This window comes from Mesorhizobium sp. P160927, from assembly GCF_057766385.1.
Window position 1 is genome coordinate 3989837 of the sequence record NZ_JBYMDW010000001.1, and the last position, 22392, is coordinate 4012228.

The 22392-nt window shown below is 62.1% G+C and carries 21 protein-coding genes; 19 read left to right on the forward strand and 2 right to left on the reverse strand.

Annotated features, from left to right (window positions below; all coding sequences use genetic code 11):
- Positions 1–111: 111 nt before the first annotated feature.
- The 11 genes from eno (at position 112) to AC3CB8_RS19525 (ending at position 10371) form a co-directional block, all read left to right on the forward strand.
- Positions 112–1386 (forward strand): phosphopyruvate hydratase, encoded by a 1275-nt coding sequence (gene eno / locus AC3CB8_RS19475; RefSeq protein ID WP_352566769.1) that lies wholly within the window; start codon positions 112–114, stop codon positions 1384–1386.
- A gap of 145 nt (positions 1387–1531) precedes the next feature.
- Positions 1532–1855, forward strand: a complete 324-nt coding sequence (locus tag AC3CB8_RS19480) for an FtsB family cell division protein (RefSeq protein ID WP_352566771.1) — start codon at positions 1532–1534, stop codon at positions 1853–1855.
- 191 nt (positions 1856–2046) lie between these two features.
- Positions 2047–3084 (forward strand): pyruvate dehydrogenase (acetyl-transferring) E1 component subunit alpha, encoded by a 1038-nt coding sequence (gene pdhA / locus AC3CB8_RS19485; RefSeq protein ID WP_352566773.1) that lies wholly within the window; start codon positions 2047–2049, stop codon positions 3082–3084.
- Between the two features lie 14 nt (positions 3085–3098).
- Positions 3099–4529, forward strand: a complete 1431-nt coding sequence (locus tag AC3CB8_RS19490) for a pyruvate dehydrogenase complex E1 component subunit beta (RefSeq protein WP_023783966.1) — start codon at positions 3099–3101, stop codon at positions 4527–4529.
- Positions 4530–4547: 18 nt separating this feature from the next.
- Entirely contained in the window at positions 4548–5909 is a 1362-nt protein-coding gene (locus AC3CB8_RS19495) for a pyruvate dehydrogenase complex dihydrolipoamide acetyltransferase (protein ID WP_352595447.1), read from the forward strand.
- Between the two features lie 14 nt (positions 5910–5923).
- On the forward strand, positions 5924–6337 hold the full coding sequence (locus AC3CB8_RS19500; protein ID WP_352567168.1) for a hypothetical protein: 414 nt from the start codon (positions 5924–5926) through the stop codon (positions 6335–6337).
- 4 nt (positions 6338–6341) lie between these two features.
- Positions 6342–6977, forward strand: a complete 636-nt coding sequence (locus AC3CB8_RS19505) for an SGNH/GDSL hydrolase family protein (RefSeq protein WP_023773670.1) — start codon at positions 6342–6344, stop codon at positions 6975–6977.
- 16 nt (positions 6978–6993) lie between these two features.
- Positions 6994–8442: a dihydrolipoyl dehydrogenase gene (gene lpdA / locus AC3CB8_RS19510; RefSeq protein ID WP_352567170.1), complete on the forward strand. Its 1449-nt coding sequence runs from the start codon at positions 6994–6996 to the stop codon at positions 8440–8442.
- A 99-nt stretch (positions 8443–8541) separates the two neighbouring features.
- Positions 8542–8799, forward strand: coding sequence for a GlsB/YeaQ/YmgE family stress response membrane protein (locus AC3CB8_RS19515; protein ID WP_023773672.1), 258 nt, complete (start codon positions 8542–8544; stop codon positions 8797–8799).
- A gap of 137 nt (positions 8800–8936) precedes the next feature.
- Complete coding sequence (lipA, locus tag AC3CB8_RS19520; RefSeq protein WP_023773673.1) at positions 8937–9902, forward strand: lipoyl synthase; 966 nt, start codon at positions 8937–8939, stop codon at positions 9900–9902.
- Between the two features lie 10 nt (positions 9903–9912).
- A complete protein-coding gene (locus AC3CB8_RS19525) occupies positions 9913–10371 on the forward strand; it encodes a type II toxin-antitoxin system RatA family toxin (RefSeq protein ID WP_023773674.1) in 459 nt (152 codons plus the stop codon).
- Here AC3CB8_RS19525 and AC3CB8_RS19530 read toward each other — a convergent pair.
- Complete coding sequence (locus AC3CB8_RS19530; protein ID WP_352567172.1) at positions 10347–10856, reverse strand: CinA family protein; 510 nt, start codon at positions 10854–10856, stop codon at positions 10347–10349. The two genes, AC3CB8_RS19525 and AC3CB8_RS19530, sit on opposite strands and share 25 nt — an antisense overlap.
- The gene (locus tag AC3CB8_RS19535) at positions 10853–12082 is read right to left on the reverse strand and encodes a bifunctional 2-C-methyl-D-erythritol 4-phosphate cytidylyltransferase/2-C-methyl-D-erythritol 2,4-cyclodiphosphate synthase (protein ID WP_352567174.1); all 1230 of its coding nucleotides are present in this window, start codon (positions 12080–12082) and stop codon (positions 10853–10855) included. Before AC3CB8_RS19535 ends, AC3CB8_RS19530 begins: the two co-directional genes overlap by 4 nt.
- 140 nt (positions 12083–12222) lie before the next feature.
- On the opposite strand from AC3CB8_RS19535, the gene dusB reads away from it, so the two are divergent.
- The 8 genes from dusB (at position 12223) to hflX (ending at position 22345) form a co-directional block, all read left to right on the forward strand.
- Complete coding sequence (dusB, locus tag AC3CB8_RS19540) at positions 12223–13251, forward strand: tRNA dihydrouridine synthase DusB (RefSeq protein WP_352567176.1); 1029 nt, start codon at positions 12223–12225, stop codon at positions 13249–13251.
- On the forward strand, positions 13248–14390 hold the full coding sequence (locus AC3CB8_RS19545; protein WP_023783972.1) for a two-component system sensor histidine kinase NtrB: 1143 nt from the start codon (positions 13248–13250) through the stop codon (positions 14388–14390). Before dusB ends, AC3CB8_RS19545 begins: the two co-directional genes overlap by 4 nt.
- Positions 14387–15847 carry a nitrogen regulation protein NR(I) gene (gene ntrC, locus AC3CB8_RS19550; RefSeq protein WP_023783973.1) on the forward strand — a complete coding sequence of 487 codons (1461 nt, stop codon included), beginning with the start codon at positions 14387–14389 and terminating at the stop codon, positions 15845–15847. The genes AC3CB8_RS19545 and ntrC overlap by 4 nt, the downstream gene beginning before the upstream one ends.
- A gap of 84 nt (positions 15848–15931) precedes the next feature.
- A complete protein-coding gene (locus AC3CB8_RS19555; protein ID WP_435053080.1) occupies positions 15932–18262 on the forward strand; it encodes a sensor histidine kinase NtrY-like in 2331 nt (776 codons plus the stop codon).
- Positions 18252–19613 carry a nitrogen assimilation response regulator NtrX gene (ntrX, locus tag AC3CB8_RS19560; RefSeq protein WP_015317919.1) on the forward strand — a complete coding sequence of 454 codons (1362 nt, stop codon included), beginning with the start codon at positions 18252–18254 and terminating at the stop codon, positions 19611–19613. Before AC3CB8_RS19555 ends, ntrX begins: the two co-directional genes overlap by 11 nt.
- An 86-nt stretch (positions 19614–19699) precedes the next feature.
- Positions 19700–20563 carry a D-amino-acid transaminase gene (locus AC3CB8_RS19565; protein WP_352567179.1) on the forward strand — a complete coding sequence of 288 codons (864 nt, stop codon included), beginning with the start codon at positions 19700–19702 and terminating at the stop codon, positions 20561–20563.
- A 144-nt stretch (positions 20564–20707) separates the two neighbouring features.
- A complete protein-coding gene (gene hfq / locus AC3CB8_RS19570; RefSeq protein WP_006202172.1) occupies positions 20708–20953 on the forward strand; it encodes an RNA chaperone Hfq in 246 nt (81 codons plus the stop codon).
- Positions 20954–22345: a GTPase HflX gene (hflX, locus tag AC3CB8_RS19575; protein ID WP_352567181.1), complete on the forward strand. Its 1392-nt coding sequence runs from the start codon at positions 20954–20956 to the stop codon at positions 22343–22345. It begins immediately after the preceding gene.
- Positions 22346–22392: the final 47 nt, after the last annotated feature.

The following is a 22392-nucleotide window of genomic DNA, read 5'->3' on the forward strand; positions in this document are numbered from 1 at the left end:
CGCTTCGTGAATCGGGCGGGCGGCACTATTCGATCAGGCCCCGATTGCCTTTTGCGTCGCTTTGGCTAAGACGGGCGCGACGTTTTCTCCAGATCAATCGAGGACATCGCAATGACCGCCATCATCGACATTGTCGGGCGTGAAATCCTGGACAGCCGTGGAAACCCGACCGTCGAGGTCGATGTTGTTCTCGAAGACGGTTCGATGGGCCGCGCCGCTGTGCCGTCGGGTGCCTCCACCGGAGCCCACGAAGCCGTCGAGATTCGTGACGGCGGCGCCCGCTACCTTGGCAAGGGCGTGCTCAGGGCCGTCGAGGCGGTCAATGGCGAATTGTTCGAGGCGATCGGCGGCATGGAAGCCGAAAACCAGATCCATATCGATCAGACCATGATCGAACTTGATGGCACGCCCAACAAGAGCCGGCTCGGCGCCAACGCCATTTTGGGCGTTTCGCTGGCGGTCGCGAAGGCCGCTGCCGAGGCCGCCGGGCTGCCGCTCTACCGCTATGTCGGCGGCACCAAGGCGCATGTCCTGCCCGTGCCGATGATGAACATCATCAATGGCGGCGCGCATGCCGACAACCCGATCGACTTCCAGGAATTCATGATCCTTCCGGTCGGCGCGCCGACGCTGCGCGAAGGCGTGCGCTGGGGCTCGGAAATCTTCCACACGCTGCGCAAGAAGCTGAAGGATGCCGGCCACAACACCAATGTCGGCGACGAGGGCGGCTTCGCGCCGAATCTGAAGAGCGCGCCGGTGGCGCTCGACTTCATCATGGAATCGATCGAGAAGGCCGGATTCAAACCGGGTGAAGAGATCGCGCTCGGCCTCGATTGCGCCGCGACCGAGTTCTTCAAGGACGGCAACTATGTCTATGAGGGCGAGAAGAAAACGCGCGATCCCAAGGCGCAGGCCAAGTATCTCGCCAAGCTCGCCGCCGACTATCCGATCATCTCGATCGAGGATGGCCTTGCCGAGGACGATTGGGAAGGCTGGAAGTACCTGACCGACCTGATCGGCAAGAAGACGCAGCTTGTCGGCGACGATCTCTTCGTCACCAACACGGCGCGCCTGCGCGACGGCATCCGCATGGGCGTCGCCAATTCGATCCTGGTCAAGGTCAACCAGATCGGCTCGCTGACCGAGACGCTCGACGCCGTCGAGACCGCGCACAAGGCTGCCTACACCGCCGTCATGTCGCACCGTTCGGGCGAGACCGAGGATTCGACCATCGCCGATCTCGCCGTCGCCACCAATTGCGGACAGATCAAGACCGGATCGCTGTCGCGCTCGGACCGTATGGCCAAATACAACCAGCTGATCCGGATCGAGGAAGAACTCGGCAAGCAGGCGCATTATGCCGGCAAGTCCGTGATCAAGGACTGATCCCGCCGCACATTGTTGATACGGAGAGGGCGGGACATCCCGCCCTTTTTCATTTCGGGCCGGCGGTCTCCCGTAACCGTCCGTTAAGCACAATCAGGCGAAAAAGACTTCGAGCCGTTCGAGTTCGCGGCAGGGGGAATCGGTCATGTGGACGCGTCAGCACAAGCAGAGAAACACCGGCCGGCTGATCGTTCCCTCGCTGTGCGTGCTGTTCCTGGCTTATTTCGGCTTCCATGCATATCACGGTGAATTCGGCATCAATTCGAAATACAAGCTTGAGGCCGAGACGGTCGCGTTGCAGGGACAGCTCGATGCGATCAAGGCACGCAGGACGGAACTTGAGCGGCGCGTCAAGCTCATGCATGACGGCACGCTGGAGAAGGACATGCTCGATGAGCAGGCGCGCAAGGCACTCAATCTGTCGCAGGCCGACGAGATCACCATCATGCTGCCCGCTCCGCCGAAGTAACCAGTTTCAGGTTAATCAACAATATTTTCAATGATTTTAATTGCTTAGGTGCATGCCAGCTATGCAATTTCGACATGGCGGAACGCCTTTCTACGTGTTAGCCTCCCATAAATCGAAGGGGAGGGCGATCTCCCCGGAGCAGTTTGATCTTGCTCCAGTGTCCGCAAAGAGACGCCAACAGGGAGTGATGCATGGCCACCGCAGCCAGAAGAGCGCCTGCCAAATCGAAATCCGACGGCAAGTCCGGTCTATCAGCACCCAAGCCTATTGACTTCACCAAGGACGAAGAGCTTGCCGCCTACCGGCACATGCTGCTCATCCGTCGCTTCGAGGAGAAGGCCGGCCAGCTCTACGGCATGGGCTTCATTGGCGGTTTCTGTCACCTCTATATCGGCCAGGAAGCGGTCGTCACCGGCATGAAGATGGCGCTGATCGACGGCGATCAGATGATCACGGCCTATCGCGATCACGGCCACATGCTGGCGATGGAGCTGTCGCCGCGTGGCGTGATGGCCGAGCTGACCGGACGCCGCGGCGGCTTGTCCAGGGGCAAGGGCGGCTCCATGCACATGTTCTCCAAGGAGAGGCATTTCTATGGCGGTCACGGCATTGTCGGTGCACAGGTGTCGCTTGGAACAGGTCTGGCTTTTGCCAACCGCTACCGCGACAACAACAATGTCTCGCTGACCTATTTCGGCGACGGCGCCGCCAACCAGGGCCAGGTCTACGAAAGCTTCAACATGGCCTCGCTGTGGAAGCTGCCGGTGATCTACATCATCGAGAACAACCGCTACGCCATGGGCACCTCGGTGTCGCGCTCTTCGGCGGAAACCAATTTTTCGCATCGTGGCGCGTCGTTCAAGATTCCGGGTATCCAGGTCGACGGCATGGATGTGCGTGCGGTCAAGGCGGCTGGCGATCTGGCTACCGAGTGGTGCCGTGCCGGCAACGGGCCGATCATTCTGGAAATGCAGACGTATCGCTATCGCGGCCACTCGATGTCCGACCCGGCGAAATACCGCTCCAAGGAAGAAGTCCAGAAGATGCGCTCCGATCATGATCCGATCGAGCAGGTCAAGGCGCGGCTCATCGAGAAGAAGTGGGCGACCGAGGACGAACTCAAGACCGTCGACAAGGAGGTTCGCGACATCGTCGCCGACGCCGCCGAATTTGCCCAGCACGACGCGGAGCCGGATCCGTCCGAGCTCTGGACCGATATCGTATTGTAAGGGAGGGCCAGGACATGCCGATCGAAATTCTCATGCCCGCCCTCTCGCCGACCATGGAAGAGGGCAATCTTTCCAAGTGGTTGAAGAACGAGGGCGACAAGGTCGTCGCCGGCGACGTCATCGCCGAGATCGAAACGGACAAGGCGACGATGGAAGTCGAGGCTGTCGACGAAGGTACGCTGGGCAAGATCCTGATCGCCGCCGGCACCGAAGGCGTCAAGGTCAACACCCCCATCGCCGTTCTGCTGCAGGATGGCGAAAGTTCTGGCGACATCGACAAGGCCTCCAAGGCGGCTCCCGCCTCCACGCAGGACGCGGTGTCAACTGGTGGCCAGCGCGCCGACGCGGCCGAGGAAGGCTCGCAACGGGCGCCGCAGGATGCTGGAGAGGCGCCGAAAGCCTCCGTCCCCGCCGCCCCGGCGGCCAAACTCGCTGCCGATCCGGACATTCCTGCCGGCACTGAAATGGTCTCGACCACGGTACGCGAGGCGCTGCGCGATGCCATGGCCGAGGAAATGCGCCGCGACGGCGATGTCTTCGTCATGGGTGAGGAAGTCGCCGAATACCAGGGCGCCTACAAGATCACGCAAGGCTTGCTGCAGGAATTTGGGCCGCGTCGCGTCGTCGATACGCCGATTACCGAGCATGGTTTTGCCGGCGTTGGTGTCGGTGCGGCGATGGCTGGGCTGAAGCCGATCGTCGAGTTCATGACCTTCAACTTCGCCATGCAGGCGATCGACCAGATCATCAATTCCGCCGCCAAGACGCTCTATATGTCGGGCGGCCAAATGGGCGCGCCAATCGTGTTCCGCGGGCCAAATGGCGCGGCGGCCCGTGTCGCGGCACAGCACTCGCAGTGCTATGCCGCCTGGTACAGCCACATTCCAGGCCTGAAGGTCGTGATGCCCTATACGGCCGCCGACGCCAAGGGCCTGCTCAAGGCAGCGATCCGCGACCCGAACCCGGTCATCTTCCTCGAGAATGAAATCCTCTACGGCCAGTCCTTCGACGTTCCGAAGCTGGACGACTTCGTGCTGCCGATCGGCAAGGCGCGCATCCACAAGGCAGGCAAGGATGTTACCATCGTATCCTTCGGCATCGGCATGACCTATGCGGTGAAGGCTGAAGCCGAGCTGCGCGGCATGGGCATCGACGCCGAGATCATCGACCTCAGGACTATCCGTCCGCTCGATCTCGACACAGTCATCGCCTCGGTTAAGAAAACCAACCGGCTGGTCGTGGTCGAAGAAGGCTACCCGCAGAATTCGGTTGGCGACCACATCGCCAACCAGGTCTCGCAGCGCGCCTTCGATTTCCTCGACGCACCGGTCATCACCATTGCCGGCAAGGACGTGCCGATGCCTTATGCGGCCAACCTCGAAAAACTGGCCTTGCCCAATGTCGGCGAAGTCATCGAGGCCGTCAAAGCCGTCGCATATCGCTGAACCGGGTGGGAGGACAATATGCCAATCAACATCACCATGCCGGCGCTCTCGCCCACGATGGAAGAGGGCAATCTGTCCAAGTGGCTGGTCAAGGAAGGCGACAAGGTTTCGCCCGGCGACGTGATCGCCGAGATCGAAACCGACAAGGCGACGATGGAGGTCGAGGCCGTCGATGAGGGCACGGTTGCCAAGCTCGTCGTGCCGGCGGGCACCGAGGGCGTCAAGGTCAACGCGCTGATCGCGGTGCTTGCGGCGGAAGGTGAAGATGCCGGCGCGGCGGCGAAAAGCGGCGGCGCCACACCGGCGAAAACCGAAGCTCCGAAAACCGATGCGCCTAAAGCCGAAGCGCCGAAGGCTGAAGCGCCAAAGGCCGAGGCCGCGGTCCCCAAGGCACAGGCGGCTCCGGCCGCCAATGGCAACGCGGCTGGCGAACGCACCTTTGCATCGCCGCTTGCCCGCCGTATCGCCAAGGATGCGGGTGTCGACGTCTCCGCGGTCACAGGCACCGGCCCGCACGGCCGCGTGGTCAAGGCTGACGTCGATGCCGCGATTGCCGGTGGTGGCGCCAAGGCGGCACCGGCTGCCAAGGCTCCGGCTGGCGCGCCTGCCTCCGCCCCGCCGGTGAAGGCGATGTCGGACGAGCAGGTGCTGAAACTGTTCGAGCAAGGCTCCTACGAACTCGTCCCTCACGACAACATGCGCAAGACCATCGCGCGGCGCCTGGTCGAAGCAAAAACCACCATCCCGCATTTCTATCTGACGCTCGACTGCGAACTCGACGCGCTGCTGGCTTTACGCACTCAGCTCAATGCCGCGGCGCCGGTGAAAAAGACCGAAAAGGGTGAGGCGCCCGCCTACAAGCTGTCGGTCAATGACATGGTGATCAAGGCGATGGCGATGGCGCTGAAGGCGGTGCCGGATGCCAATGCCTCATGGACCGAGAGCGCCATGGTCAAACACAAGCATGCCGATGTCGGGGTGGCCGTCTCCATTCCCGGCGGCCTGATCACGCCGATCATCCGGCATGCGGACGACAAGACGCTGTCGGTCATCTCCAACGAGATGAAGGACCTGGCCAGCCGCGCCCGCAGCCGCAAGCTGAAGCCGGAAGAGTATCAAGGCGGCACGACCGCCGTCTCCAATCTCGGCATGTTCGGCATCAAGGACTTTGCCGCCGTCATCAACCCGCCGCATGCGACGATCCTGGCGGTCGGCGCGGGCGAGCAGCGGGCGGTGGTCAGGAATGGCGAGATCAAGATCGCGACCGTGATGTCGGTGACACTGTCGACCGACCATCGTGCGGTTGATGGCGCGCTGGGGGCCGAATTGCTGGTCGCCTTCAAGAAGCTGATCGAGAATCCGATGGGCATGCTGGTCTAGGAAAGGAAAAGGCTGTGCGGATATTCTTCACCAGCCTTTTCGCCTTTTTGATTTCCGGCTTGGCCGGCGGCCTTATCGCGCAATGGTTGGCTGTCGCCACCGGCGCCGAGGAAGAATACATCATCGTCTTCATGTTCTCGGTGCTGGTGACTTTTGTCGTCACCTTCATCTTCTTCGTCGCGCAATTGACGAACGATCCGGTCGAGGCTGTTGCCAAGGCGGGCAAGTGGACGCTGATTGCCTTTGTGGCGCTTCTCATCCTGCTGGTCGCGCTGATCCTCTATAGCGACAGCAGCGCCGCGGTGGTCAGGAAAGACATGCCGATGGTTGCCGGTCTCGGCCTGCCGGGCCTGGTGACGATCGTCATCCATTGGTTGTTCGTACGCTCGCGCGTGAAGCGCGGCGTGGCCGACACAAAGGCAGGTTGAACGGATGAAGACGGTGCTTTGTTACGGCGACTCGCTGACCTGGGGCTACAACGCCGAAGGTGGGCGTCATGCGCTCGGGGATCGCTGGCCAAGCGTGCTGCAAGCAGGGCTCGGCGAAGGCGTTCAAGTCGTCGCCGAGGGGCTCAATGGCCGCACCACCGCTTTCGACGATCATCTCGCCGGAGCCGACCGCAACGGCGCGCGGCTGCTGCCGACGGTGTTGACGACGCATGCGCCCATCGACCTGATCGTCATCATGCTCGGCGCCAATGACATGAAGCCATGGATCCATGGCAATCCGGTTGCCGCCAAGCAAGGCATCCAGCGGCTGATCGATATCGTGCGTGGCCACGACTATCCGTTCGACTGGCCGGCACCGCAGATCCTGATCGTTTCGCCGCCTCTTGTCAGCCGCACCGAAAATGCCGACTTCAGGGAGATGTTCGCCGGCGGCGATGAGGCCTCGAAGCAGCTTGCGCCGCAATACGCCGCGCTCGCCGACGAGGTCGGCTGCGGCTTCTTCGACGCTGGCACGGCGGCGCAAACAACACCTCTCGATGGCGTCCACCTCGATGCCGAGAATACGCGAAACATTGGCGAGGCGCTGACGCCGGTCGTGCGCGTCATGCTGGAACTCTGATTGAAGGAGAAAACCCGTGGCTGAGAACTATGACGTCATCATCATCGGCTCCGGCCCGGGCGGCTATGTCACCGCGGTGCGTTCCGCCCAGCTCGGCTTTAAGACGGCGATCGTCGAGCGCGAGCATCTGGGCGGCATCTGTCTGAACTGGGGCTGTATTCCGACCAAGGCGCTGCTGCGGTCGGCCGAGATCATGCATTATTCCGATCATCTGAAGGATTACGGCCTGAAGCTCGATGGCGGCAAGATCAGTGCTGATACCGCCGCCGTCGTCGATCGGTCGCGAAAAGTGTCGCTCAGGCTCAATGGCGGCGTCGCCTTCCTGATGAAGAAGAACAAGGTCGACGTCATCTGGGGCGAGGCCAAACTATCCAAACCCGGTGAGATCGTGGTTTCCAAGACGGCCAAGAAGCCGATGGAGCCGCAGCCGCCGGTGCCGAAAGGCGTCAAGGGCGAGGGCACCTACACCGCCAAGCACATCATCCTGGCGACCGGCGCCCGGCCACGCGCTCTGCCCGGCATCGAGCCGGACGGCAAGCTGATCTGGACTTATTTCGAAGCCATGGTGCCGAAGGAGATGCCGAAGTCGCTGCTGGTGATGGGCTCAGGCGCCATCGGCATCGAATTCGCCTCCTTCTATCGCACAATGGGCGCCGACGTCACGGTAGTCGAGCTGCTGCCGGCGGTGATGCCGGTCGAGGACCCCGAAGTCTCGAAATTCGCGCAAAAGCAGTTCGAGAAGCAAGGCATGAAGATCATCCTCGAGGCCAAGGTGACCAAGGTCGAGAAGGGGGCGAACTCGGTTACCGCGCATGTCGAGATGAAGGACGGCAAGGTCGAGAAGATCACCGCCGACCGCATGATCTCGGCCGTCGGCGTTCAGGGCAATATCGAGAACCTCGGCCTTGAAGCACTCGGTGTTAAGACCGAGCGCGGTTGCGTGGTCATCGACGGTTACGGCAAGACCAATGTGCCTGGCATCTACGCCATCGGCGATGTCGCCGGTCCGCCCATGCTTGCTCACAAGGCCGAGCACGAGGGCGTCGTGTGCGTCGAGAAGATCGCGAACTTCCCCGGTGTTCACGCCACGGACAAGCTCAAGATCCCTGGTTGCACCTACTGCAATCCGCAGGTCGCCTCGGTTGGACTGACGGAAGCAAGAGCCAAGGCCGAGGGCAAGGATATCCGCGTCGGCCGCTTCCAGTTCGCGGCCAACGGCAAGGCCATCGCGCTTGGGGAAGACCAAGGCTTCATCAAGACCATCTTCGACAAGAAGACCGGTCAGTTGCTCGGCGCGCACATGGTCGGCGCCGAAGTCACGGAACTGATCCAGGGTTTTGTCGTGGCGATGAACCTCGAAACGACCGAGGAAGAGCTGATGCACACCATCTTCCCGCATCCGACGCTATCCGAGATGATGAAGGAAAGCGTGCTCGACGCCTATGGCCGCGCCTTGAACGCATGATAGATTCCCCGCGGGAGACTCAGCTGTCAAAGCCGTGGGATCTGGACGGCGAAGCAGTTCGTTTCCGAATGCATTTTTACTGGCGCAAGGAGAAGGCATATGCACTTGAACGGCGTGGGCTGGATCGCAGCAATCATCATCGGCGGCCTGGCAGGCTGGTTGGCCGAAATGGTCATGAAGAGCAACACCGGCATATTAATGAACATTATCATGGGCATCGTCGGCGCGGTGGTGCTGAACGCAGTCCTGCAGGCGCTCAACATCGGCGTGTTCGGCGTCGGCTGGACCGCCTATCTGATCACCGGCTTCATCGGTGCCTGCCTGCTGATCTGGGTCGGTCGCCTGGTGCGCCGTTAGTCGATATCGTTTTCGGCTATGCGAACACGGTTGTAGCGGCATGCGCCGCTGCAGCCTTTTTCTTTGTCCTGAAAAGTCTTAGATGACGTTAAAGTGACGATCGCCGACGGGCGGTCGCAAGAAAGGCCAGGGTTCAGATGGTCACTGTCCTCGACACGATCGCCAACGCGCCGCGGCCGCGGCATCCCGAGAAGGCCCACAAGCCCGACCAGGAGGTATTGCGCAAGCCGGACTGGATCCGCGTCAAGGCGCCGGTGTCGAAGGGATATGCCGAGACACGTGAGATCGTGAAATCGCACAAGCTGGTGACCGTATGCGAAGAGGCCGGTTGTCCGAACATCGGTGAATGCTGGGAAAAGAAGCACGCCACCTTCATGATCATGGGCGAGATCTGTACGCGCGCCTGCGCCTTCTGCAATGTCGCCACCGGCATCCCAACCGCGCTCGACTCCGACGAGCCCACGCGTGTCGCCCATGCCGTCAAGCAAATGGGCCTCAGCCACGTCGTCATCACCTCCGTTGACCGCGACGATCTCGACGATGGCGGTGCGCAGCACTTCGCCGATGTCATCCGAGCGATCCGGGCGGCAACGCCTCTGACGACCATCGAAATCTTGACGCCCGATTTCCTGCGCAAGGAAGGCGCGCTGGAGATCGTCGTGGCGGCCAGGCCCGACGTCTTCAACCACAATCTCGAAACCGTGCCGTCGAATTATCTGAAGGTTCGGCCAGGCGCCCGCTATTTCCACTCGATCCGGCTGCTGCAGCGGGTCAAGGAACTCGATCCGTCCATTTTCACCAAGTCCGGCATCATGGTCGGCCTTGGCGAGGAGCGGAACGAAATCCTGCAATTGATGGACGATCTGCGTTCGGCCAATGTCGACTTCATGACCATCGGCCAATATCTGCAGCCGTCGAAGAAGCACCACCCGGTGATCCGCTTCGTCACGCCGGAGGAATTCAAGTCCTTCGAGACGATCGGCAAAACCAAGGGTTTCCTGCTGGTGGCATCGAGCCCGCTGACACGCTCTTCGCACCATGCCGGCGACGATTTCGCCCGGCTGCGCGCCGCGCGCGAAGCGCAGCTCCAGAAATTGGTCTAACGCCGGTTTCATGCCGAAATTCGAAGCCACCCGCCGCGTTGCCCACACGCCTGAGCAGATGTTCGCGCTGGTCGCCGACATCGAAACTTACCCGCAATTCCTGCCGCTTTGCGAAGCGTTGACGGTCCGCTCGCGCAAGGAGCGTGACGGGCGCACCATCCTCGTGGCCGACATGAGCATCGGCTATAAGGCGATCCGGGAGACTTTCACGACGCAGGTGCTGCTCAAGCCCGACGAACATGCCATCGACGTGAAGTATATCGACGGCCCGTTTAAATATCTGAGCAATGTCTGGCGGTTCGAGCCGGATGGCGCCGGCTGTGCCGTGCGCTTCTTCATCGACTATGAATTCAAGAGTCGCATCCTGGGTGCGCTGATGGGCACGATGTTCGATCGTGCCTTCCGCATGTTCGCCGAGGCCTTTGAAAAGCGCGCCGACATCATCTACGGCAAGAAACCGGCGGCCTGACTCTCGCCAAGCGCCTGCAAGCCGAGCTCAAGTGCATGATGGACGGTTTCCCGGCGGATGAAGTCACGGCCGTCGTCGGCGAACAGCTTTCGGTCAGCCGTCACGGGTCGGCCGTTCACCGCAACACCAAACCAGACCAGCCCGACAGGCTTTTCCCTGGAACCGCCACCCGGACCGGCAATGCCGGTGACGGCCAGCGCCAACCCGGCATGCGAACGGGCGAGCGCTCCGGCGGCCATCTCGATGGCTGTCTCGCGGGAAACCGCACCATGCACGTCGAGCGTGGCGGCGCGAACGCCCAGCATGTCCATCTTGGCTTCATTGGAATAGGTGATGAAGCCGCGATCGACCACGGCGGAAGAACCGGCAATGTCGGTCAGCGCGGCGACGATCATCCCGCCGGTACAGCTTTCCGCGGTCGCCAGCATGATGCCGCGCTCCCGGCACGCCTCAAACAGGGCGACCGCCAGTTCGCTGTTGGTCATTCCGGAACCTCGCCTGGAAACACCACACTGGCGGTGGCGATAGCCGCGATACCTTCCTCGCGACCGACAAAGCCGAGCTTCTCGTTGGTTGTCGCCTTGACCGAGATGCGCTCGGCGGAAATGCCCAGCATCTGCGAAAGGACTGATGTCATCGCCTCGCGGTGCGGGCCGACGCGGGGCGCCTCGCAGATCAGCGTGATATCGGCATTGGCGATGCGTCCGCCGCGCTCGCGCACTAGTCTTGCGGCATGTTCGACGAATATCCGCGATGCAGCGCCTTTCCACTGCGGATCGGACGGAGGAAAGTGCGTGCCGATGTCGCCGGCCCCGCAGGTCGCCAGCAGCGCGTCGGTCAGGGCGTGCAGGCCGACATCCGCGTCGGAATGGCCCGACAGTTTCCTGTCATGCGGGATGGCGACGCCACAAAGCGTAACATGGTCGCCGGGCTCGAAGGCGTGGACATCGTAGCCATTGCCGGTGCGGATATCGGGAAAGTGTGTCCGCTCGCTGGAAAGTCGCTGGTGCGCCATGGCGATGTCCCGTGCCCATGTGAGTTTGACATTGTCGGGCGATCCGGGAACGAGCTTCACCGGCATTTGCATCCATTCGGCGATCGACGCGTCGTCGGTAAAGTCGGATTTGCCGCTGTTGTAGGCTTGCTCATGCATCGTCATGATCGCGAGGAAGGGAAAACCTTGCGGCGTTTGGGCCGCGTGCAGCCCGCTCCTTGGCACCGTTTCGCCGACCATACCGGTCTCCGATTCGCGTTTCAGCGTGTCGGCGACGGGCAGGGCGGGAAGCGCGCCTTCACGTTCGCCGATTGCCGCGATGGTGCGGTCGATCAGATCCATGTCGACAAAGGGGCGCGCGGCGTCGTGGATGAGAACCTTGTCCGGCGCGTAGTTTCTCAGCGCCTGCAGCCCGAGCCGAACCGAATCCTGCCTGGTCGCGCCTCCGGCAATTGCCGTTACCCGATCCGCATCGGTTCCGACCGCTTGCTGAAAAAGCTCGCGGTCCTCGGCATGGATAGCCACGACGATCCGGCCGATGAGCGGGTGCGCCAGAAAAATGTCTATGACACGAGCGATGACGGCGCGTCCGCCAATTCGTTGATATTGCTTCGGACCATCGGTTTGTCCGGCGCGCGCGCCGCGACCGGCCGCGACGATAACCACCGCGACTTTGCCACCCGGATCCGGAGCCTGATTTTCGGTTGCGCCAGTCATGCAGTCCGGTCCTAGTCGCGGCCAAGGCCGAAGGCCAGCATTTTCCCAATTGCGCCTCAATGTGGCGTCATTCCGCGTTGCACATTTCTTTCGATCTGGCTAGAGAATGTGCAACGAATGGACGTGCTTGGTTTTTGTGCATGGTTAACTTGATCGGATTGGCCCAGCCTCTCGACGTCGGCGGCGTCAGAATACGCAACCGCGTCTTCCTCGCGCCGATGTCGGGGATCACGGACGAGGCGTTCAGGCAGCGCGCCCATGGGCATGGCGCAGGCCTGGTTGTGTCCGAAATGGTGGCCAGCGGCGAACTCGCCAAGGGCAGGGCGGGTTGTGACCTGCGGATACGCCATTCCGGACTGCCGGTCCATATGGTTCAGCTTGCCGGGCGCGAGGCCATGCATATGGCCGAAGGCGCGCGGATCGCCGCGGGCGAGGGCGCCGACATCATCGACATCAACATGGGCTGCCCGGCCAAGAAGGTTACCGGTGGCTATGCCGGTTCGGCATTGATGCTGGACCTCGACCACGCGCTCTCGCTGATCGAGGCCGTGGTAGGAGCGGTCAAGGTGCCGGTGACCGTCAAGATGCGGCTGGGTTGGGACGAAGGCGCACTCAACGCTCCTGTCCTGGCGCGCCGGGCCGAGCAGGCGGGCGTCAGGATGGTCACGGTCCATGGCCGCACACGCTGCCAGTTCTACCTGGGCAAGGCGGACTGGCGCGCCATCGCTCGCGTCAAGGAGGCTGTTTCCATTCCGGTCGTCGCCAATGGCGATGTCTGCTCCCCAGGCGAGGCAGCCGCCGTTCTCGAACAGTCCGGCGCCGACGCGTTGATGGTCGGTCGCGCCCATTATGGCGCGCCGTGGGTCGCCGGCGGCATCGCTGCGGCTGCCGCCGGGACATTTTCGCCCGGCATTCCCGAGACCCCGCAAGCGATTACCGACTATGTCGTCGCCCACTACGAGGACATGCTGGCGCTTTACGGCATCGAGAGCGGCCTGCGCCAGGCGCGCAAGCATCTGGGCTGGTATCTCGATCGACACGCCGGAGGTGTCGCTGGCGAGAGTAGGAAAGCGATATTGACCGCGTCCGAACCTGCCCGCGTCATTGCCTTGCTGCGTGACGTGTTTTCGCGCGATCGGCAAACCTTGAACCTGCGGAGCGCCGCATGACCGCAAACCCTGGCCAAGGCATTGAAATGGCGGGTGCTGCCCAGATCGTACTAAACACGATCCGCCGCCCGGTGATCATGATCAGCGAGGAAGGCTTCATCACCTTCGCCAATGCCGATGCCGAGGACTTCTTTCGCTCCAGCGCGACCATGCTGGCGCGCAACACCCTGTCCAAGCTCATACCCTTCGGCAGCCCCCTGCTGACACTGGTCGACCAGGTGCGTGAGCGCCGCGCGCCCGTCAACGAATATCGGGTCGACGTTTCGTCGCCGCGCCTCGGCATCGAAAAGGTCGTCGATCTCTATGTCGCGCCGGTGCCGGAGTTTCCGGGCTCCGTCGTGGTCATGTTCCAGGAGCGGTCGATGGCCGACAAGATCGACCGGCAGATGACGCATCGCGGCGCCGCGCGCTCGGTGACCGGTCTGGCGGCGATGCTGGCGCATGAGATCAAGAACCCGCTCTCCGGTATCAGGGGGGCGGCTCAGCTGCTAGAGCTGTCCGCTTCCGATGAGGATCGCGCGCTGACGCGGCTGATCACCGATGAGACGGACCGTATCGTGTCGCTGGTTGACCGCATGGAGGTGTTTTCCGACGAGCGGCCGATCGACCGCTATCCCGTCAACATCCATGTGGTGCTCGACCACGTGAAAGCGATCGCAAAGAACGGTTTCGCAAGGAAAATCAAGATATTGGAGGACTATGATCCGTCATTGCCTCCGGTATTTGCCAATCGCGACCAGCTGATCCAGGTGTTCCTCAACCTGATCAAGAACGCCGCCGAGGCGATCGGCAGCGACCCCCAGGGCGAGATCGTGCTGTCCACCGCCTTCCGGCCCGGTATCCGCGTTTCGGTTCCGGGCACGCAGGACCGCGTATCGCTGCCGCTGGAGTTCTGCGTGCGCGACAATGGTTCCGGCGTCTCGGAGGATATCCTGCCGATCCTGTTCGATCCCTTCATTACCACCAAGCCGAACGGCTCGGGGCTCGGGCTGGCGCTGGTCGCCAAGATCGTCGGTGAACATGGCGGCATCATCGAATGCGATTCGACGCCGCGCGCGACAACATTCCGGGTCCTGATGCCGGCCTGGAAGGAAACGGCGCTTGGCGCTGATCAAGACGGTGAAGGAGACCGCAAATGACCGTTCGCGGCAATATTCTGGTCGCCGACGACGATGCTGCGATCCGCACCGTTCTCAATCAGGCCCTGTCGCGTGTCGGTCACGAGGTGCGCGTCACCTCCAACGCGTCGACCCTGTGGCGCTGGGTCGCGGCCGGCGAGGGTGACCTCGTCATCACCGACGTCGTGATGCCGGACGAGAACGCTTTCGACATGCTGCCGCGCATCAAGAAAGCGCGGCCGGAACTGCCCGTCATCGTCATGAGCGCCCAGAATACCTTCATGACGGCGATCCGCGCCTCCGAAACTGGCGCCTATGAATATCTGCCGAAGCCTTTCGACCTGACCGAACTCCTTAACATCGTCAACCGCGCTTTGTCCGAGCCCCGGCGGCCGAAGATCGATGCCAGGCAAGAAGAGCCGCCCGAAACGATGCCGCTGGTCGGCCGTTCGGCGGCCATGCAGGACATCTACCGCATGCTGGCGCGGATGATGCAGACCGACCTGACGGTGATGATTTCGGGCGAATCCGGCACCGGCAAGGAACTGGTGGCACGAGCGCTGCATGAATATGGGCGCCGTCGTGGCGGTCCGTTCGTTGCCATCAACATGGCGGCTATCCCGCGCGATCTCATCGAATCGGAATTGTTCGGCCACGAGAAGGGGGCTTTCACCGGCGCGCAGAGCCGCTCGACCGGCCGCTTCGAGCAGGCGGAGGGCGGCACGCTGTTCCTCGACGAGATCGGCGACATGCCGATGGAGGCGCAGACGCGTTTGCTGCGCGTCCTGCAGCAGGGCGAGTACACGACTGTCGGCGGCCGCACGCCGATCAAGACCGATGTGCGCATTGTCGCCGCCACCAACAAGGACCTGCGTACGCTGATCAACCAGGGCCTCTTCCGCGAGGATCTTTTCTACCGTCTCAATGTCGTGCCGCTCAGGTTGCCGGCCCTACGCGAACGCTCGGAGGACGTACCCGATCTGGTGCGCCATTTCTTCAAGCTCGGCGAAATGGAGGGGCTGCAGACCAAGCGCATCTCTTCCGGCGGCATCGAACTGATGAAGCGCTATCCCTGGCCAGGCAATGTGCGCGAGTTGGAAAACTTGGTCCGCAGGCTCGCCGCGCTTTATTCGCAGGACGAGATTTCCGCCGAGATCATCGAGACGGAGCTCAAGACAGGCGAACGCCCCGTGGTACCAGGCGGCGGCAACCTCATTCCCGACGATCTTTCCATCGGGCAGGCGGTGGAGCACTTCCTGCAGCGCTATTTCGCCTCCTTTGCAGGCGAATTGCCGCCTGCCGGTCTGTACGAGCGCATCCTGTCCGAAGTCGAATATCCGTTGGTGCTGGCTTCAATGACGGCAACCCGCGGCAACCAGATCAAGGCCGCGGAGCTTTTGGGACTCAACCGCAACACCCTGCGCAAGAAGATTCGCGAATTGGGCGTCAACGTTTACAAGTCCTCCCGCCAGACCTGAGCCCGCGCTGCATACAGGATCTTTTCAGGGGACCGACCGGGGAAAGAGTCCTGTAGTTGTCACACTTGTTGCATAATCGCCACAATGCGTTGCATAGATCGGACGCAATCACTGGCTCTAGACGGCGACATGGCTCCGCAAACACCTGTACTCAACAAACCGCTCTTCAGCGAACCTGGCGCGCGCGACGGGCGCCGGCTGCTGGCACTGCCTGGCGTGGTGGCGGTCGTCGGTGCCTTGGTCATGGCGGCTATTTCGTTCGCCATCCTGGTCGGTGCGACACCGATTGCGCCTGACGCCAAAACGACCTGGGCGCTGATCGCTCTCAACGCCGCCTTCGTGCTCTTCCTCATCGCGCTGGTTGGACGCGAGGTGCATCGCATCGTCATGGCGCGCCGGCATGGGAAGGCGGCTTCCCGGCTGCATGTGCGCATCGTTGCCATGTTCGCCCTCGTTGCCGCCATTCCCGCCATCATGGTGGCGATCATCGCCTCGATCACGCTCGATATCGGCCTTGATCGCTGGTTCGAGATCCGCACCAAGACCATCGTCAATTCGTCACTGTCGATCGCCGACGCCTATGTGCAGGAGAACGCGCGCAACCTGCAGGGTACGACGCTGTCGATGGCCTACGATCTTGATGCCTCCCGCACGCTCTACGGCCTCGATCGCACCGGGTTTCTCGACCTCATGAACAAGGAAGCCGTGGGTCGCTCGCTGGCGCATGCCGCGCTGATCAAGCCCGATGGCTCCTTCGTCATGAGCGCCAAGACTGATGCCGATTTCGCCATGCCGGAACCGCCGGAAGGAGCGGTGGCCACCGCCACCGACGGCAAGCCGGTGCTGATCGAGCCGCGCACGCGCAACATCATGGGCGCTATCGTCAAGCTGCGCGAGATCGATGGCCTCTATCTCTACACCATCCGTCTGGTCGACCCCGAGGTGATCAAGGCGCGGCAGATCGTCAGGTCCAACACCGACGAGTATCGCAATCTCGAGGACAACAGGCGTACCTCGCAAGTGGCGTTTGCACTGCCCTATCTGTCGCTGACCCTGATCATCATCCTGTCGGCAATCTGGACCGGCATAGCTGTTGCCGACCGGCTCGTGCGGCCGATCCGTCAGCTGATCGGCGCTGCCGACGAAGTCGCGACCGGCAATCTCGACGTCGCGGTGCCGGTGCGGCCATCCGATGGCGATGTCGCCTCGCTCGGCGACACGTTCAACAAGATGCTGCTGGAGCTCAAATCGCAACGCAACGAGATCCTGTCGGCGAAGGACCTGATCGATGAGAGGCGCCGTTTTTCCGAAGCCGTGCTTGCCGGCGTCACCGCCGGCGTCATCGGCGTCGACCCTTACGGCATCATCACCATCGTCAATCGTTCTGCCGAATCGATGCTGGCCGTTTCCGCCAGCGCGGCACTTGGGCAGAATCTGTCCGCGATCCTGCCGCATGTCGGCCGCGTCTTCGAGATCGGCCGTAAATCCGGCAAGCCGGTCCACCGCGAACAGGTGACGTTCTATCGCGCCGGCGCCGAGCGGACCTTCAATGTGCAGGTCACCATCGAGGCCGGCGCCGATGGCTCGGAGGAAAAATCCTATGTCGTGACCGTCGACGACATCACCGATCTGGTTCAGGCCCAGCGCTCATCCGCTTGGGCCGACGTGGCGCGGCGCATCGCCCACGAGATCAAGAATCCGCTGACGCCGATCCAGCTTTCCGCCGAACGCATAAAGCGCCGCTACGGCAAGGTCATCACCGAAGACCGCGAGGTTTTCGACCAGTGCACCGACACCATCATCCGCCAGGTGGAGGATATCGGCCGCATGGTCGACGAGTTCTCGGCTTTCGCGCGCATGCCAAAGCCCGAGATGAAGGCCATCGACCTGCGCGAATCACTGCGCGAGGCTTCCTTCCTGGTCGAAGTCAGCCGCGCCGACATCACCTTCGAGCGGATATTCGGGAACGAGCCGCTCAAGGGTACATTTGACAGCCGCCTGATGGCCCAGGCTTTCGGCAATGTGATCAAGAATGCCGCCGAGGCGATCGACGGACTGGAACATAAGGACGGTTCGCACGGCATAATCCGGATTCAAGCCGGCCGTCAGAATGGCGCGATTCGCATCGACGTCATCGACAATGGCAAAGGCCTGCCGCGGGAGAATCGCCAACGGTTGCTGGAGCCCTATATGACCACGCGTGAAAAAGGCACCGGGCTTGGCCTCGCTATCGTCAAGAAGATCGTGGAGGACCATGGCGGCAGGCTGGAACTCCATGACGCGCCTGCGGATTTCCACGGCGGGCGCGGCGCGATGATCAGCATCATCCTGCCGCCTGCGACCAGCGCGCTGCCGCGCGCCGAAAGCAAGGCGGACCACGAAAGAGAAACTGAAAAGGTCGACAATGGCGTCTGATATTCTCATCGTCGATGACGAGGAAGACATCCGCGAACTCGTCGCGGGCATCCTGAGTGACGAGGGTCACGAAACCCGTACGGCATTCGATGCCGACAGCGCACTGGCGGCTATCGCCGACCGAGCACCGAGGCTGATCTTCCTGGATATCTGGCTGCAGGGCTCGCGTCTGGACGGCTTGGCGTTGCTCGACGAGATCAAGACCATGCACCCGAACCTGCCCGTGGTGATGATTTCAGGCCACGGCAACATCGAAACGGCGGTTTCCGCCATCCGTCGCGGAGCCTATGATTTCATCGAAAAGCCGTTCAAGGCCGACAGGCTGATCCTCATTGCCGAACGCGCACTCGAGACCTCGAAACTGCGCCGCGAAGTTTCCGACCTCAAGCTGCGCAGCGGCGAGACTTTCGATTTGATCGGCATGTCCTCGGCGATGAGCCAGTTGCGCCAGACCATCGAGCGCGTCGCGCCGACCAACAGCCGGGTGATGATCGTTGGCCCTTCCGGATCGGGCAAGGAGCTGGCCGCCCGCGCCATCCATACGCTGTCGACGCGCAAGGGCGGGCCGTTCGTAACGCTGAGCGCCGCCAATATCACGCCTGAACGCATGGAGATCGAACTGTTCGGCACCGAATCGAACGGGGTCGAACGTAAGGTGGGGGCGCTGGAGGAGGCCCATCGCGGCATTCTCTACATCGACGAAGTGGCCGACATGCCGCGCGAGACGCAGAACAAGATTTTGCGCGTGCTGGTCGAACAGCAATTCGAGCGGGTGGGCGGTACTAAGCGGGTCAAGGTCGACGTCCGCATCATTTCCTCGACCTCGCAGAACCTCGAGGCGATGATCGCCGACGGGCGTTTCCGCGAGGATCTCTACCACCGGCTCGCCGTGGTTCCGGTCATGGTGCCGGGACTGGCCGAGCGGCGCGAGGACATCCCCTATCTCGTCGATAACTTCATGAAGCAGATCGCCCGCCAGGCTGGCATCAAGCCACGCCGTATCGGCGACGACGCCCTGGCCGTGCTGCAGGCGCACAACTGGCCGGGCAACGTGCGTCAGTTGCGCAACAACGTCGAGCGACTGATGATCCTGGCGCGCGGCGAGGACGTGGACGCGCCGATCACCGCGGATCTGCTCCCGTCCGAAATCGGCGATGTCATGCCGCGCACGCCAAACCAGTCGGACCAGCACATAATGGCGCTGCCGCTGCGCGAGGCACGCGAACAGTTCGAAAAGGACTATCTGATCGCCCAGATCAACCGGTTCGGCGGCAACATTTCGAAGACGGCCGAGTTCATCGGCATGGAGCGTTCCGCCTTGCACCGCAAGCTGAAGTCGCTGGGCGTCTGACCGGATCCTCGGTGGCCCACGCGATTGTCCGTTACCTGCACCGCGGAATCGCTTAAACACGCCAAACCAAATCTCCCGAGGTGACCATGCCGCGCATTGCCTATGTGAACGGGCGCTACATCACTCATGCCGATGCCGCCGTGCATATCGAGGATCGCGGCTATCAGTTCGCCGACGGCGTCTACGAGGTCTGTGAGGTGGCGCGCGGCTTCATCGTCGACATGCCGCGCCACCTTGCCCGGCTGAACCGCTCGCTGACCGAACTGTCGATCGCCTGGCCGGTGACACGCAATGTGTTGCCGCTGATCCTGCGCGAAGTGGTCAACCGCAATCATGTCGTCGACGGCCTTGTCTATGTTCAGGTGACGCGCGGTGTGGCCAGCCGGGAATTTGTCTTCCCATCGGCGGACACCAAGCCCGCGCTGGTGGTGACAGCCAGGAAGGCCGATCCTGCCGCGGGAGCCAAGCGAGCCGAGGCCGGTATCGCCGTCATCACCGTGCCGGAGAACCGGTGGGACCGTGTCGACATCAAGACCGTTGGGCTGCTGCCCAATGTATTGGCCAAGCAGAAGGCCAAGGAAGCGGGCGCGCAGGAGGCGTGGTTCGTGGATGCCGACGGCAACGTCAAGGAAGGCGGGTCCTCGAATGCCTGGATCGTTACCAGGGATGGCGTTCTGGTCACCCGGCCGGCCGAACATGGCATTCTGCGCGGCATCACGCGCACCACCATGTTCGAAGTCGCGGCAAGGCTCGGCCTGAAGATCGAGGAACGGGAATTTTCCGTCGCCGAGGCCAAAGCGGCCCGCGAAGCATTCATCAGTTCCGCGACGACTATTGCCATGCCGATCGTGGCCATTGACGGCGATCCCATAGCCAATGGCCACCCCGGCTCAATAACACTTTCGTTGCGGCATGCCTTTTTTGACATTGCGGAAAAAAGTCCAGCCTGATAACCGCACAGGTGGAATGAACATCAATATATCTCGTTCTGCTTGTCGTTACTGACGACAAGAGGGTGTTTGCGCGCTTGACATGTGCCCGCTAATTTGGCGCATTGGCTGCAAACCGAAGGGGATCGGCGAAAGACAAAAACAATGGCGGAACGATCGCAAAACCTTCAGGACCTGTTCCTGAATTCAGTTCGCAAGAGCAAGAACCCGCTCACCATCTTTCTCATCAACGGCGTGAAGCTGACCGGCGTGGTCACTTCTTTCGATAATTTCTGCGTCCTGCTGCGCCGCGACGGTCACTCCCAACTCGTCTACAAGCACGCCATTTCCACGATCATGCCGAGCCAACCGGTTCAGATGTTCGATGGCGAGGAAAGCCAGGGCGCCTGATTGGCACGTGAGAAGGACGCGGACGGCACGGTTCGCGGAAAACCAGCGCATCATCCCGGGACGGAAGCCAAGGGTCCGACCCGGGCCGTTGTCATTGTGCCTGTGCTTACCCGCCAACCCCGTAACGACGATGACACGAACCGTCCGCGGCTGACGCGCTCGGCCGAGGCGCGCCACGACGAAGCAGTCGGCCTTGCCCGCGCCATCGACCTTGATCTGATCCACACGGCGGTCGTGACCGTCAACGATCCGCGCCCGGCGACGTTGCTGGGCAGCGGCAAGGTCGAGGAGTTCGCCGGGATCGTCAAGGAAGGGCACGCGGAAGTGGTCATCGTCGACCATCCGCTGACGCCGGTGCAGCAGCGCAACCTCGAGAAGCAATTCAACGCCAAGGTGCTGGATCGCACCGGGCTGATCCTGGAGATCTTCGGCGAACGGGCGCGCACCAAGGAAGGCACGCTGCAGGTCGAGCTTGCCCATCTCAACTACCAGAAGGGCCGCCTGGTGCGCAGCTGGACCCACCTGGAACGTCAGCGTGGCGGTGCCGGCTTCCTCGGCGGCCCCGGTGAAACGCAGATCGAATCCGATCGTCGGCAGTTGCAGGAAAAGATCATAAAGCTGAAGCACGAGCTGGAAACCGTGCGCCGCACCCGCGACCTGCACCGCGCCAAGCGCAAGAAGGTGCCGTTTCCAGTGGTGGCGATCGTCGGCTACACCAACGCCGGCAAGTCGACGCTGTTCAACAAGCTGACCGGAGCAGGGGTGCTGGCGCAGGACATGCTGTTCGCCACGCTGGATCCCACACTGCGCCGCGTGCGGCTGCCGCATGGCACGCCGATCATTCTTTCCGATACGGTCGGCTTCATTTCGGACCTGCCGACGCATCTGATCGCGGCGTTCCGGGCGACCTTGGAAGAGGTGGTCGAGGCCGATCTCGTCATCCATCTGCGCGACATTTCCGATCCCGACACGGCCGCGCAAGCCGAGGATGTCGAGCGCATCCTCGCCGATCTCGGCGTCGACGCCAGCGACACCAGGCGCGTGATCGAAGTCTGGAACAAGATCGACCTGCTGGACGAAGGCAATAGGCAGCGGCTGCTCGCTGACAGCGCCGACGGTTCCAAAGAGCCGCCGATTGCCGTATCGGCGGTGTCAGGCGAAGGCATCGATGCGCTGAAAGCGGTTATCGAAACGCGGATGGCCGGCGAACTGCAAGACCTGACGGTGACGATCGAGCCCGCACAATTCGGCTTGGTCGACTGGCTGTATCGCAACGGCGATGTCGTTTCGCGAACCGACAATGACGATGGCAGCGCCACTATTTCGCTGAAGGCGACGCAAAGCGCCCGCGAAGAGATTGAAAGCCGATTGCGTCGCAAAAACAACAGCTAACGCGCAGAAATTCGAGGAAAAGTTATCGCGGTTTTCCGTCCGGAATT

Excerpts from the sequence above, each read along its gene's own strand:
- eno (WP_352566769.1), top strand. The coding sequence starts at position 112 with ATGACCGCCATCATCGACATTGTCGGGCGTGAAATCCTGGACAGCCGT.
- AC3CB8_RS19480 (WP_352566771.1), top strand. The coding sequence starts at position 1,532 with ATGTGGACGCGTCAGCACAAGCAGAGAAACACCGGCCGGCTGATCGTT.
- pdhA (WP_352566773.1), top strand. The coding sequence starts at position 2,047 with ATGGCCACCGCAGCCAGAAGAGCGCCTGCCAAATCGAAATCCGACGGC.
- AC3CB8_RS19490 (WP_023783966.1), top strand. The coding sequence starts at position 3,099 with ATGCCGATCGAAATTCTCATGCCCGCCCTCTCGCCGACCATGGAAGAG.
- AC3CB8_RS19495 (WP_352595447.1), top strand. The coding sequence starts at position 4,548 with ATGCCAATCAACATCACCATGCCGGCGCTCTCGCCCACGATGGAAGAG.
- AC3CB8_RS19505 (WP_023773670.1), top strand. The coding sequence starts at position 6,342 with ATGAAGACGGTGCTTTGTTACGGCGACTCGCTGACCTGGGGCTACAAC.
- AC3CB8_RS19515 (WP_023773672.1), top strand. The coding sequence starts at position 8,542 with ATGCACTTGAACGGCGTGGGCTGGATCGCAGCAATCATCATCGGCGGC.
- lipA (WP_023773673.1), top strand. The coding sequence starts at position 8,937 with ATGGTCACTGTCCTCGACACGATCGCCAACGCGCCGCGGCCGCGGCAT.
- AC3CB8_RS19525 (WP_023773674.1), top strand. The coding sequence starts at position 9,913 with ATGCCGAAATTCGAAGCCACCCGCCGCGTTGCCCACACGCCTGAGCAG.
- AC3CB8_RS19530 (WP_352567172.1), bottom strand. The coding sequence starts at position 10,856 with ATGACCAACAGCGAACTGGCGGTCGCCCTGTTTGAGGCGTGCCGGGAG.
- AC3CB8_RS19535 (WP_352567174.1), bottom strand. The coding sequence starts at position 12,082 with ATGACTGGCGCAACCGAAAATCAGGCTCCGGATCCGGGTGGCAAAGTC.
- dusB (WP_352567176.1), top strand. The coding sequence starts at position 12,223 with ATGGTTAACTTGATCGGATTGGCCCAGCCTCTCGACGTCGGCGGCGTC.
- AC3CB8_RS19545 (WP_023783972.1), top strand. The coding sequence starts at position 13,248 with ATGACCGCAAACCCTGGCCAAGGCATTGAAATGGCGGGTGCTGCCCAG.
- ntrC (WP_023783973.1), top strand. The coding sequence starts at position 14,387 with ATGACCGTTCGCGGCAATATTCTGGTCGCCGACGACGATGCTGCGATC.
- AC3CB8_RS19555 (WP_435053080.1), top strand. The coding sequence starts at position 15,932 with ATGCGTTGCATAGATCGGACGCAATCACTGGCTCTAGACGGCGACATG.
- ntrX (WP_015317919.1), top strand. The coding sequence starts at position 18,252 with ATGGCGTCTGATATTCTCATCGTCGATGACGAGGAAGACATCCGCGAA.
- AC3CB8_RS19565 (WP_352567179.1), top strand. The coding sequence starts at position 19,700 with ATGCCGCGCATTGCCTATGTGAACGGGCGCTACATCACTCATGCCGAT.
- hfq (WP_006202172.1), top strand. The coding sequence starts at position 20,708 with ATGGCGGAACGATCGCAAAACCTTCAGGACCTGTTCCTGAATTCAGTT.